Genomic DNA, 11,710 nt, shown 5'->3' with positions numbered 1-11,710 from the left:
GGCCGCAGGACAGCCTGGACACCCCGATGGGAATCGGCGGGTTCCGGCTTTCAACGGGCTCGACCGGCGCGACGCCCCGGGACCCAGCCGACAGGCGTACACCGAGGCGCTGGCCACCCGTGCCGCCATCGCCGGTCGCCGCACCTACGAACACGCCGACAGGGCGACCATCACGACGGCGCTCCCGTCTTCGTCCTGACCCACGACGTCCCGGACGACCCGCCGCCGGGCAGCCTCCGCTACGTCACCGACGTCCGCGCGTGCGCCGCACAGGCCCGCGCTCCGGCCGGGGACGGCGACGTGATGGTGCACGGTGCGCCGGGATGGCCGCCCCCACGTGACACCGTTGCCGGCGATCTGGGCGCTCGGCGCGATGTGGTTCACCACCGGCGACACCCAGCTGAAAGCCAAGAAGCGACGAGTTTGGTGTGTTGACGCTGTGCGGGTTGAGGCGGCCTTGTCGTGGTCTCTGGCGGAAGTCGCTGACCAGCCGATATCGCTACAGGAGAGGTGCCTGATGGCCCTGCCGGCGATGACGGCGGAGCGGCGTGCGAAGGCGTTGGCAATCGAGGGTTTCTGAGAATCAGGCCTGGATACCGCCCTGGCCACGGGCGCGCTGGGCACGGAGACCCGGCAGATGCCGAGTGCGAAATCGATGAGCAGATCCTCGGCCGCCCCCGAATTGGTCCTCAATCGACTTAAAGAATCGGACCTTATCGAGGGTACCGATTCCTGTCAGGCTGAGTGGCATGACAACGACAGCGACCCGCTTCGACGGCCAGGTACTCACGCCTGGCGACGCCGGCTACGACACCGCCCGTACCGTCTGGAACGCCATGATCGACCGGCGTCCACGCGTGATCGTCCGCGCGGCGGGCGTCGCTGACGTGGTCGCCGCCGTGCGGATGGCGCGCGAACTGGACCTCGAGATCGGCGTGCGCTGCGGTGGCCACAACGCCGCCGGCTTCGCCGTGCCTGACGGTGGTCTCATGATCGACCTGACGCCCATGGGCGGCGTGCGGGTCGACCCGGCCCGTCGCCGAACCCAGGTGCAGGGCGGCGCGCTGCTCGGCGCGCTGGACCAGGCGTCCCAGGCCTACGGCCTGGCCACCACCGCCGGCAACGTCTCACACACCGGCGTCGGCGGGCTCACGCTCGGCGGCGGCATGGGCTGGCTGGCCCGCCAGTACGGCCTGGCCTGCGACAACGTCGTCTCCTACACGATGGTCACCGCCGAGGGCGACGTGGTGACCGCGAGCCGTACCGAGAACCCCGACCTGTTCTGGGGCCTGCGCGGCGGTGGTGGCAACTTCGGCGTCGTCACCCAGTTCGAGTTCCAGTTGCATCACACCGGCACGCGGACGCTGGTCGCCGAGTTCGACTTCCGCGCCGAGGACGCCGTGCCGGTCATCGAGGGCTGGCGCGACCTGAACGCCGTCGCGCCCCGGCAGGCGACGTTCACCGCCAGTGTCGGCAGCGCTCCCTCTGGCCCGATCGTTACGCTGGGGTTCGTGTGGGTCGGCGACCCGGACGAGGGCCGCCGGCTGCTCCCCGCGATGCGGGCGCTCGGGCGTCCCGTCGCCTCCCGCGTCACCACACCGTCGTACCTCGAACTTCAGCGACGCGAGGACTCCACCGGCGGCCACGCATACCGCCGCTACTCCAAGGGGCACTACCTGCGGAGCTTTCCCACCGCGGCGATCGAGGCGTTTTTGCTGCGCGGTGGCTCCGACCTGAGCGCGAGCCCGGACCTGCCGGGCGTCGGCCTGCAGGCGCACGGCGGCGCGATCGCCGATGTCCCGGAAGCGGACGCGGCGTTCAGCCACCGCGGCACGATGTTCGAGTTCGGCGCCGGCTCCCGCTGGAGCGACCCGGTCGAGGACGACGCCAGGATGGGTGCCGCCCGCGCCGCCGGCGCCTCGCTCGAGCCGTACGCCAGCGGGATCTACGTCAACTCGTTGACGGCCGACGAACTGGCCGATGGGCAGCGCGGCGTGCGGCGGGCGTACTCGTCCGCGAAGCTGGCCCGCCTGACCGCGGTGAAGACCGCGTACGACCCGGCGAACGTGTTCCACCTGAACCAGAACATCCGTCCGGCACTGTGACTGGCCGCGTCAGGATCCCCGTACCTCCCGGATGGCCGTCGCCAGCAGCGCGACCCCCTCGGCGATGGCGCTCTCGCTGAGGATGGCGTAGCCGAAGATCAGGCCACCGGGCCCGGCGCCGGCGATCCGGAACGGCCCGACGCCCTGGATGCCGAGCCCGTGCCGGGCGGCTGCCGCCACCACCGCCGCCTCGTCGAGGTCGGGCGGGAGCCAGGCGACCACGTGCTGCCCGGCGGCGATTCCGGCCAGTCGCAGATCCGGCAGATGGGTACGCAGTGCGTGCAGCAGCGCGTCGCGGCGGCGCCGGTACACCGGACGCATCCGGCGCAGGTGACGGTCGAACTCGCCGCGGCCGAGAAAGTCGGCGAACGTCAGCTGGTCGATGACCGACGAACCGCGGTCGGCGAGCAGCTTTGCCGCGGCGACGTCGGCGACCAAGTGGGGAGGCACTACCATCCAGCCGAGCCGCAACCCCGGCGCGAGCGTCTTGCTTGCCGTGCCGCAGTAGACGACGTGATCGGGCGCCAGGCCCTGCATGGCGCCCACCGGAGACCGGTCGTAGCGGTACTCCGCGTCGTAGTCGTCTTCGACCACGATCGCGCCGCGGCGCCGCGCCCAGCGGATCACCTCGGCCCTCGCCGCCGCCGACAGCACCCCGCCGGTCGGCCACTGGTGCGACGGCGTGAGAACCAGCGCGTCGGCATCGGCCAGGTCGAGGGCGTCGACCTGAACGCCGTCCGGACCCACCGGGATGCCGACCACGTCCAGTCCCGCGGCCCCGGCCAGCACCCGGGCATCGTCGTCGGACGACGGGTCCTCCAGGGCGATCCGCCTGGCGCCGCGCCGCGCGAGCACCTGGATCAGCAGCGAGATGCCCTGCCCGTAGCCGTTGCAGATGACCACGTTGCCGGGGACGGCCAGCGTGCCGCGTACCCGGTTGAGATAGTCGCACAGGGCCTGGCGCAGTTCCGGCACGCCGCGCCCGTCGAGGTAGGCGAACCGGTCGTTGGGGGTGGTGGTGAGCACGGTACGAACCGAACGCAGCCAGGCGGTCCGCGGGAACTGCGACACGTCGGTGCGCCCGTACCCGAAGTCGACCCTGAAGCCGACACTGAAGCCGACGCTGCGGGCGGCCGGCTGCGCCGTCGAAGCCTCGGAGCCCGCGCCGCCGGCGGCGGCGGCCGGTGGCATTGACGCGGCGACCTGGGTGTAACCGCCCGATCGGCTGGCAAGGTAGCCCTCGGCCACGAGTTGCTGGTAGGCCTCCACGACCACCCCGCGGGAAACCCCGAGCCCGGCCGCGAGAGTGCGGGTGGGTGGGAGCGACGCACCCGCTCGCAACCGACCGGCCCGGATGCTCGCGCGGATGGACGCCTCGATTTGCCGGTGCAGTGGCACTCCGGCGTCGCGGTCCAGTTCGATGAGCAAGTCCTCGGCCAGCCCGGAATTGGTCCTCAATTGCCCCACAGGATCGGACCTTACTGGCGTGTACCAATTCCTGCCAAGCTGAGTGACGTGAGCGACACGGGCGGGGCACCTGCGGGTGGGGGGCGGCGGTGTACGCCACATGGGCGGCTGGTAGGAGGAATGTGGTGAAGGACCCGACTCCTCGACGGAGCTGAGTCCTCCACCACTGCGGCTGTCGAACCAGCCGAGCAACCGCCTGCGACGAAGATCTGCTCGTCGAGGGAATCCACCCAGCGTGACCGCACAGGCGGATTCCCTCGTTCGTCACCGGCTCACGGGAGCTTCATGTCGTTGCATTCGCGAACGGTGTCCGCTTCCCACGGCGGCGCGTCCGACTCGTTGGCCGAGAGGGAGCCCGTCAGGTGACCCACCTCGTGCAGCAGCGTCAGCGCCCGCCACTCAGTGTCGCCCAGACGGCCCCACGAGTCCTTGAAGACAGCCGCGGCCCAGGGTGAGTAGAGCTTCATGAGGCCGTTGGACCCGATGCCGACCTTGTCGACCGAGGCGTTCATGAGATTGCCGCTCCGGTGGACGGGGTTCTCCGAGAAGTGTTCCTCGATTCTCTTGTTCACGACGAGGGTGTAGAGGATCTGGTCCGCGGTGAACTTGGAACCCTTTCCCGTCACCTGCTGGTCGCAGGCGCTGATGTTCTCGAGGAGCCCCTTGGCCAGCCGGATCGCCTGCTTGGTGTCGTGCGCGAGGTGGGTCATGGCCGCCTCGAACTCGCCGCTGTCGGCGGGCGGCGGTTCCTCGGCGAGGTCCGTGTCTCCCGGAAGGTCCGTGATCGGAGCGTCCGCGTTCTCGGGCTCCGGGAGGACTTCGTCGTCGTACCAGTCGAAGAACTCTGACATGCAGGAGCTGTCCGCCTTCGGGTCGCAGGAGTCGGCGAGGGCCGGGTTCACAGCGAGGTAGCCACTGGCCGAGACGACGGCGAGCGCTGCGACGACCATGGGAAGACGTCTGCGCCGAGTGGTCGTTCGAGATCGGAGTTTCACGGTGTTGCCTCCTTGGCGGGTCGATGAGCCGGTTGACACCTTGTGTAGGCGCCAGGTTGATGACCAGCCAGGCGGCGTTGTTGTCCAGCGTTGATTCCCGCGAAAGTCCCTTGATGAAGCGGTGTGCAATGCGGGCTGATGTCGCCTTGTCTGTCCCCGTCCAACGGTCGGCGAGAGGTCTCCAGTTGCGGGGCATGTTCGACGTGCCGCTGGAGGAGAAGTTACTCAAATCCTTCTGCGCCGGCGGCGAGTACACCCGAGCGGAGTTGACCCAGGTAGCAGGGCAATCGCGCGCCGTGAAATAGCTCTTCAGACAGTCGTCACAAGGGGATCAGCCAGTAACGGCCCACCTGCTGCCACTCGACCTGCCGCACAGGCCAGGCCGGGTCGGATGTGGCCAGCTGCATGACCCACTGCCGCGTCATCGACTCGCATAGCCGAGCGCGACGGCACGGTGGCGATCTCGGTCACCGTCACCAGCTCACCCGGCTTCGCGAGCGTCGCTTATGATCACGCGGATGACCGACATCAGCGGCCCCCCGATCGCCCGAGTGGACGTGGTGCGCGACGTTCACCACGGCATCACGCTGGACGATGCCTACCGGTGGATGGAGGCGGACGGCGAGGAGTTCCACCGCTGGCTCGACGGCCAGGCCAGCCATGCCCGCGAGCAGCTGGACACCCTGCCCCGCCGGGAGGAACTGCTGACCCGGATCCGCGAGCTGGGCGGCGCGCTCCCGCAGTACTCGGACTTCACGCCGGCGGGCGACAGGATCTTCTACCTGGCGCGCGAACCGGGCGCCGGCGTACTCGTGCTGATGGTGCGTGAGCCCGAGGGAGCGAGCAGGGTCCTGTTCGACCCGGACACCGTGCCCGGCGAGGCACACCACGCCATCGCCTGGTACGTGCCCTCCCCCGACGGCCGCCACATCGCCTGCGCCGTCTTCCCGTCCGGGTCGGAGGAGAGCACGATCCAGGTCATTGACGTCGGCTCCGGTGCCATCCTGGAGACGATCCCGCCCACGACGCGCTTTGCCTTCCTGAGCTGGCTGGAGGACGGCCGGTCGTTCGTCTTCCACCGCTTCGTGACTCCTCCGGCGGGCGCTCCGCCGGAGGAGCGCCGCCTGGACAGCCGTTCCTTCCTGCACCGGCTGGGCACCGACCCGGCGCGGGATGAGGTGGTGCTGGCGCGCGGGCTCAACCCCCACGTCGAGCTGACCCCGCAGGATCGGCCCTTCCTTGTGGTGCCGCCGGGCGGTGAGTGGATGCTGGCGATCGTCTCCCGCGGCGCACTCGGCCCCTGGACCAGCGAGCAGTTGAGCGATTGCTCGCTGTACGTGGCGCCACGAGCCGGGCTCGCCGATCCGGCCACCTGCCCGTGGCGGAAGGTAGCGGGCGTGGCGGACGGTGTGACCGCCTTCGCCACCAGCCACGACACCCTCTATCTGGTCTCCCATCGGGACGCGCCCCGCTCCCACGTGCTGGCCGTTCCGTTTGCCGTACCGGATCTGTCTCGAGCCCGGGTGGTCGTGCCCGCGGGTGAGCGCGTGGTGGAGGCGGTGCGGGTCGTCGGCGACCGGCTGCTGGTGCGCGATCTCGACGGTGGCGTCCATCGGGTACGGCATGCGCCCCTGTCCGGCGGTGAGCCCGCCGACCTCCCGCTGCCGGTGGAGGGCGCCATCTGGGAGTTGACCACCCACCCGGAACGGCCCGAGGCCCTGCTGCTGGCTGCCGGTTGGACAGACGCGCCGCGGCTCTACCGCTACGACCGCGAAACCCTCGAGGACACCGGGCTGGCGCCCCGCTCACCGGTCGACTTCGGCGACGTGCACGCCCGCACCCTGCATGTGCCCGCGAGGGACGGAACACAGATCCCGCTCACCGTCATCCACCACAAGGACCTGGTGCTGGACGGCGACAACCCGGTCCTGCTCACCGGCTATGGCTCCCATGGCATGTCCGAGCTGCCTGAGTTCCGTCCGGAGATGCTCGCCTGGTACGAGCGCGGCGGCGTCTACGCCGTGGCGCACCTGCGCGGTGGCGGCGCCTATGGCCGGGAGTGGCACGAGGCCGGGCGTGGCCTGCGCAAGGAGGCCACCATCACGGACTTCATCGACTGCGCCGAGCACCTCATCGCCCTGGGCTACGCCCGGCAGGGACGGCTGGCGGGTGAGGGTGTCAGCGCCGGCGGCATCCCCACTGGCGGCGCGCTGGTGCGTCGGCCGGAGCTGTGGGCTGCCATGGCGATGCAGGTGCCGACGGTCAACGCCACACGGACCGAGTTCAGCGAGAACGGGCCGATCAACGTGCCGGAGTTCGGCAGCGTCACCACTGAGGACGGCCTGCGCGGTCTGCTGATCGCCGATGCCTACCTGCGGGTCGAGGACCGCGTGCCGTACCCGGCGGTGCTGCTGACCACCGGACGGCGCGACGCGCGGGTGCCGCCGTGGCAGCCGGCGAAGCTGGCCGCCCGCCTGCAGGCGGCCAGCGCCTCCGGCCGGCCGGTGCTGCTGCGTGTTGAGGAGCACGGCGGTCACGGCGCCGGCTCGACCCGAGAGCAGGAATATGCCCTGCTCGCTGATGTGCTGGCCTTCCTGTTGCACGCTTTCGAGGCGTCACGATGAGTACGACTGAGCAGCGGGCCCTTCGTCATGTCGCGTCGCTGTCGTCCGGCGGGCCGCTCGATCCCGGCCTGCGGGTGACGCCCCCGAAGTGACCGCATGGTGTCGCCGTGCCGTCGCTGAGTACCTCGTGCCCGCCCCCGACCCGGTCGCGGCTGGCATCGACGGGTCCGGTGCACCGCGCAGCAGGAGCAGACGGGCCTGTGCGGTGTCGGTCGGGGCATCGAGCGCTCTCCTCAGCGAGTTGTGGCCGGTCAGTGGCGTCGGCGGCCTGGGTCGTGTTCGGCGAGCGCGGCGGCGACGGCATCGGTGCTGGGCTGGACGTAGATGCCGAGGGAGCGTAGGTTCCGGTGGCCGGACAGGGCCATGAGCATGGAGGATGACCAGCCGTCCTCGCCCAGGTGGGTCAGCCGGGAGTGGCGCAGCTGGTGGAGGGTGTAGCCGGCACCGGTTGGATCGATGTTCTTGGTGGCCTGCTTGAACAGGTACTCAGCACGCTCATAGGACAGGCGGGCGCGTCCGGTGAGCGGGCACAAGTCGACGGCCGCCGGAGTGCGGGCCGGGCCTGGGCGCCGGTCGGTGAGGAAGACCGGCCCGCGGGTGTGGCCGCAGAGCAGGCGGGGCAGCAACCGAGCGGTGCCGGCCTGCCACAAGATCCAGTCGGTGGCGCCGCCTTTGCGCCGCACGCGGCCTCGTTTGGCAGGCCGCCCGCCAGGCCGGCCCTCGAGGTGGCTGCCCCTGTCAGCTACGACCGCAGCGAGTTCATGCTTCACCTGTTCGCCAAGAGATCTGGGAGTCGCCGCGCTCGGCGCGACCCGAGGCGACCCGCCATGACCGGCAGGGGACGGACGCCGGCCACCGCCGGAGCCATGTCCGCGCTCCACCGTGACGGCTACCTCATCCTGCCCGACCTGCTCACCCCAGACACCTGCAGCCGCATCCGCGCCGAGGCCGGCCGGTTCGTCGACCGGACGAGCGTTCGGCGAGGCGCCGGGCGGCTTGCTACGTGATGGTGAAAGCGCCGCTCGGTCCAGCGAACTCCAGGACGCGGCGGACTCTGCCGCTCACGTGCGCCAGTTCCATGATCGCACCCGTGCCAGTGGCCTTGTCCTGAGCCTCCAACAGTGCTTCCAACCCGTTCGAGTCGCAGAAGGGTGTGTCGAACGTGTGGCAGACCGAGTCAGCCGCCTGCCCGATGCGGGATGAGTGCGCCCGCGGCGATTCCTCAAACCGCCCTGGTGCACACCTTGCCCGTTGCGCCTGCGCGCGCCGCCCTGACCGAGGCGGGTGCCACGCAAGCCCGCGCCGGTATACCGTCCGGGGCGTAAACTTGGTCGGAGTAAATGATCCCGGTTCCCTTGTCGCCGCCGGAGTACTGGGTGAGAACCTTGTCCGAAACCTTGGCCACCGCCTTCTCCAGGGTCCGCTCCACCCAGACGTTGTAGCTGTTGCCCTGACCCTGCATGACAAAGCGCGCCCAGTTGACCTGGCAGCTCGGCCGACCGTTGATCAGCTGGCCGGGTCCATAACGCAGTTCGACGTATCCGCCGAAGGCGCGGACGCGGACCGGTTCGCCTCCGGCCACTACCGTGTAGGCGTTCCTGGTGCAGGTGGTGGCGGCCGGATCCCTGCCGTCGCAGTCCCCGCCGAAGCAGGGGCGGGCTGCCGCGCGGACGTCCCCCAGATCTCGTCCCGCATGCCCCGACCCGGGATCGTCCGTGGCCCCGCTCGCCCCCGTGACGGGCAGGAGGGCCAACGGTACGGCCAAGACCAGGGCGCGCAGGGCGTGCGTGCATCTCGATGGGCTCATCGATACCTCCCGGGGTGCCGTCGATCGGCTCGTCACCCTTGATTGTGGGAGGTCAGGGCTGGTTCGTCTGTCGTGCGACGTGTCGTGTGATGAGAGAGGGTCAAACCTCCGGCGGCAGCGGGATGCGTACCGTCACGTGCGTGCCCTCCCCCTGCACGGACTCGACTTCGGCGCGGCCGCCGGCCGCGCGCGCCCGTTCCACGATCGAGCGGGCGATGCCCAGCCCCGCTGTGCGCGCGCCGGGGTCGAAGCCGATCCCATGGTCCAGCACGCTCAGCGTCACCGTTCCTGAACGGTATTCGGCCCGTACCACGGCGTGAGGTACTCCGGCGTGCTTGCGCACGTTCGTCAGCGCCTCGCGCAGCACGCCTGCCAGCGCCTCCACGATGTCTGCCGGGATGCGGCCGCGTTCGGGCGCCGAGCGCAGCCTGCCCGCGTTGAACTCCACCTGCAGTCCCTCAGCCACCGCCGACCGCACCGCCTCCTCCAGGGCGGCCAGCGCGTCACCGCCCGTTTCGCGGTCGTCGCCGCGCAGGTAGGCCCGCAGCCACTGCGACTCGGCGGCCACCCGCGCCCGCACCTCCTGGTCGGGGATCCAGCTGTCCCGAACCAGGGCCTCCAGCGTCTGCAGTACGCGGTCGTGCAGGAGCCGGGCGGTCCTGCCACGCTCCCGCTCCCGCGAGAGCTGCGCGGAACGCTCCAGCTCGGCGGCGCGGGCGACCTCGAGGGCGCGGGCGTTGCGCATGAGGACGCGGGTCACGTACGAGGCCATGAACGCGTTGGCGGCAAGGCCCGCGACGTGCGGCAGCGCCGCCCACCACACGTGACCGGCCAGCAGGTAGCCCAGCGTCAGCGCTCCGCCCAGCGCCACCGTCCAAGCCGCCGCTGCGGCCACGGTGCGGAAGGAAACGCCGATCATGATGGCAGTGAGCAGCGCGTACGGCAGCACGATGCCGGGCCAGCCGTTGGTGACCCGGTCACCCGCGTACCAGCCGATCAACGGTAGTGCCACCACGACGAGCGCCAGGTCGAGGCCGCGCAGCGCGACTCCCGGGAGTTCGCCACGCGTGGCACAGAGCACACAGACGGCCGTGCCCGTCAAGGCCAGTACCCCCAGCAGGGCCGGCAGTGGCCAGATGAGCAGCCACCGGCCGTCGCCGAGCAACTCGATGGCGCCGCACAACACCACCGCGCCGACGCGCACGACGACCATCGTGACGGCGCGCAGCCGCTCGATGTCAGCCACCGCCGACCGGTCCGGGGCGGCGGAGGTCATGGGCGCTCGCGGCGTTCGAGCCGGTTGAGCGCCGCACGGGTGAGCTCGGCCTTGTTGCCCACCTGCAGTTTGGCTCTGACGCGCTCCACGTAGGTGTCCACGGTCGTCTTGCTGACGCCCATCCGTCGCGCGACCTGTGCGTGCGTGAACCCCTGTGCGATGAGCGAGAGCGTCTCCTGCTCCCGCGCCGACAACTGCGGCCGTTCAGGCCCGGACGCGGGCGGGGCCGGGGAGTCCAGCTCGCTCTGCACGATGTCGGCCAGCCCAGCCGAAAGGTAGAAGCCGCCAGTGGCCACCGTACGCACAGCGGCGACCACCTGATCCGTCGGGGCGTCCTTGGTGACATATCCGTTGGCGCCGGAGCGGATGGCGGCCAGCACGTCGACGGGCCGGCCTGACGCCGACACGACCAGCACCCGGGTGACCGCCGACAGCTCTCGCACCGCCGCCACACACGGCTCCCCCGCAGCCAGGTAGAGGTCGAGGATCAGCACGTCGTGGTCGGCCTCGCCCTCCCGCAGGTCGCCGATCGAGACGCCGCTGAGGACGACTTTCATGTCGTCGTGGCGGTGCAGGAGATACTCCAGCCCGTGCCGGATCAGCTCGTGGTCGTCGATCACGGCGATCCGAATCACGTCCTGCTCCGTAGCGGGGGGAGTGCGCGGTGGCATATCAACAACGGTGAGCACCCGCAGGGCCATGCGGCAAGTCCCGCAAAGGCACCACAGACCAATGGTAGATCCATGGGCGCTGGGAGCAATGCATGAGATCCGTGGACCGCCGGAAGGCCGGGGATGATCCGCTCAGCCATGCTCGGCGCGGGTTGGTAAGGCACCCGCCGATCCGGGCTTTCGGGAGAGGACTCCCACGTTCGTCCGCGCAATGAGGTTGTCGTCGGCGTGGACGGCTCATCCGGCGCCGAGGCCGCCATGGAATTCGCCTTCGATGGGGCCTCCCTACGCGGCGCCGAACTGTACGCGGTCCACTCCTGGAACCCAGTGGGCGGCGGCGGTCGCGGACTTCCGAGACCGCTTTCCAGGAGTCAAGCTGGTCTGCGGGCATCCTGTCGACGTGCTGCTGAGGGCGTCCGCGGAGGCCGGTCTGCTGGTGGTGGGGTCTCGTGGGCACGGCCCCGCCGCCGTGGCGGACAAAACCTGATCTTCGACTGGCTAACCGTCAGGCTTGCGGCGGCGCCACCGTGCGCACGCCTCCGCCCAGGAGGCGTCCCACGCCGCGTACCGGCCTCTGTCAAGCGACCAGCTGAAGATCCGGAACGCCGACATCAGCGTGACCGCCGATCCCGCGACGACCAGGAAGGCCGTGGCCGCGGCGCTCGTCAGCGTTTCCGCGTGGCTCGTCGCGGGCCTGGTCAACTCGCCGCGAGCGTCGATCCATACCTTCACGGACGTACCCGCTCTGGTGCCCGCGGGGACGGC

The 11,710-nt window shown here is 70.4% G+C and carries 11 protein-coding genes and 1 pseudogene; 4 read left to right on the top strand and 8 right to left on the bottom strand.

Annotated elements, in window-relative coordinates:
* Nucleotides 1-144: 144 nt before the first annotated feature.
* Nucleotides 145-387, bottom strand: a complete 243-nt coding sequence (locus ABZS69_RS21430) for a hypothetical protein (protein WP_355374976.1) — start codon at nucleotides 385-387, stop codon at nucleotides 145-147.
* Nucleotides 388-749: 362 nt separating this feature from the next.
* On the opposite strand from ABZS69_RS21430, the gene ABZS69_RS21425 reads away from it, so the two are divergent.
* Nucleotides 750-2,105, top strand: coding sequence for an FAD-binding protein (locus ABZS69_RS21425; RefSeq protein WP_355374974.1), 1,356 nt, complete (start codon nucleotides 750-752; stop codon nucleotides 2,103-2,105).
* A gap of 9 nt (nucleotides 2,106-2,114) precedes the next feature.
* On the opposite strand, the gene ABZS69_RS21420 is transcribed toward ABZS69_RS21425, so the two are convergent.
* Complete coding sequence (locus ABZS69_RS21420; RefSeq protein WP_355374971.1) at nucleotides 2,115-3,563, bottom strand: PLP-dependent aminotransferase family protein; 1,449 nt, start codon at nucleotides 3,561-3,563, stop codon at nucleotides 2,115-2,117.
* Between the two features lie 281 nt (nucleotides 3,564-3,844).
* Nucleotides 3,845-4,522 carry a hypothetical protein gene (locus ABZS69_RS21415; RefSeq protein WP_355374968.1) on the bottom strand — a complete coding sequence of 226 codons (678 nt, stop codon included), beginning with the start codon at nucleotides 4,520-4,522 and terminating at the stop codon, nucleotides 3,845-3,847.
* A 563-nt stretch (nucleotides 4,523-5,085) separates the two neighbouring features.
* Between ABZS69_RS21415 and ABZS69_RS21410 the strand changes: the two genes are divergently transcribed.
* A complete protein-coding gene (locus tag ABZS69_RS21410) occupies nucleotides 5,086-7,191 on the top strand; it encodes a prolyl oligopeptidase family serine peptidase (RefSeq protein WP_355374965.1) in 2,106 nt (701 codons plus the stop codon).
* A 251-nt stretch (nucleotides 7,192-7,442) separates the two neighbouring features.
* Here ABZS69_RS21410 and ABZS69_RS21405 read toward each other — a convergent pair whose 3' ends face one another.
* A complete protein-coding gene (locus ABZS69_RS21405) occupies nucleotides 7,443-7,874 on the bottom strand; it encodes a tyrosine-type recombinase/integrase (RefSeq protein ID WP_355374963.1) in 432 nt (143 codons plus the stop codon).
* A 144-nt stretch (nucleotides 7,875-8,018) separates the two neighbouring features.
* Here ABZS69_RS21405 and ABZS69_RS21400 point away from each other — a divergent pair, with 144 nt between their 5' ends.
* Nucleotides 8,019-8,198 carry a hypothetical protein gene (locus ABZS69_RS21400; protein ID WP_355374960.1) on the top strand — a complete coding sequence of 60 codons (180 nt, stop codon included), beginning with the start codon at nucleotides 8,019-8,021 and terminating at the stop codon, nucleotides 8,196-8,198.
* Between the two features lie 215 nt (nucleotides 8,199-8,413).
* On the opposite strand, the gene ABZS69_RS21395 is transcribed toward ABZS69_RS21400, so the two are convergent.
* The 3 genes from ABZS69_RS21395 to ABZS69_RS21385 all read right to left on the bottom strand — a co-directional run bounded on the left by ABZS69_RS21395 (nucleotide 8,414) and on the right by ABZS69_RS21385 (nucleotide 10,909).
* Nucleotides 8,414-8,998: a DUF2690 domain-containing protein gene (locus tag ABZS69_RS21395; protein WP_355374957.1), complete on the bottom strand. Its 585-nt coding sequence runs from the start codon at nucleotides 8,996-8,998 to the stop codon at nucleotides 8,414-8,416.
* A gap of 100 nt (nucleotides 8,999-9,098) precedes the next feature.
* Nucleotides 9,099-10,274 (bottom strand): ATP-binding protein, encoded by a 1,176-nt coding sequence (locus tag ABZS69_RS21390; protein ID WP_355374954.1) that lies wholly within the window; start codon nucleotides 10,272-10,274, stop codon nucleotides 9,099-9,101.
* Nucleotides 10,271-10,909 (bottom strand): response regulator transcription factor, encoded by a 639-nt coding sequence (locus ABZS69_RS21385; RefSeq protein ID WP_355374951.1) that lies wholly within the window; start codon nucleotides 10,907-10,909, stop codon nucleotides 10,271-10,273. The genes ABZS69_RS21390 and ABZS69_RS21385 overlap by 4 nt, the downstream gene beginning before the upstream one ends.
* 294 nt (nucleotides 10,910-11,203) lie before the next feature.
* Between ABZS69_RS21385 and ABZS69_RS21380 the strand changes: the two are divergent.
* Nucleotides 11,204-11,266: pseudogene (locus ABZS69_RS21380) on the top strand (hypothetical protein); the annotation flags it as partial.
* 177 nt (nucleotides 11,267-11,443) lie between these two features.
* Here the strand turns inward: ABZS69_RS21380 and ABZS69_RS21375 are convergent.
* The coding region (locus ABZS69_RS21375; protein WP_355375696.1) for a hypothetical protein at nucleotides 11,444-11,710 on the bottom strand (267 nt) is incomplete at its 5' end.

Source organism: Nonomuraea sp. NPDC005650, assembly GCF_040605375.1.
Taxonomy (GTDB): domain Bacteria; phylum Actinomycetota; class Actinomycetes; order Streptosporangiales; family Streptosporangiaceae; genus Nonomuraea.
This window is presented reverse-complemented; position numbering and strand designations above follow the sequence as displayed.

Coding starts and splice junctions, on each gene's coding strand:
- ABZS69_RS21425 (WP_355374974.1), top strand. CDS start 750: ATGACAACGACAGCGACCCGCTTCGACGGCCAGGTACTCACGCCTGGC.
- ABZS69_RS21415 (WP_355374968.1), bottom strand. CDS start 4,522: ATGGTCGTCGCAGCGCTCGCCGTCGTCTCGGCCAGTGGCTACCTCGCT.
- ABZS69_RS21410 (WP_355374965.1), top strand. CDS start 5,086: ATGACCGACATCAGCGGCCCCCCGATCGCCCGAGTGGACGTGGTGCGC.
- ABZS69_RS21400 (WP_355374960.1), top strand. CDS start 8,019: ATGACCGGCAGGGGACGGACGCCGGCCACCGCCGGAGCCATGTCCGCG.
- ABZS69_RS21395 (WP_355374957.1), bottom strand. CDS start 8,998: ATGAGCCCATCGAGATGCACGCACGCCCTGCGCGCCCTGGTCTTGGCC.
- ABZS69_RS21390 (WP_355374954.1), bottom strand. CDS start 10,274: ATGACCTCCGCCGCCCCGGACCGGTCGGCGGTGGCTGACATCGAGCGG.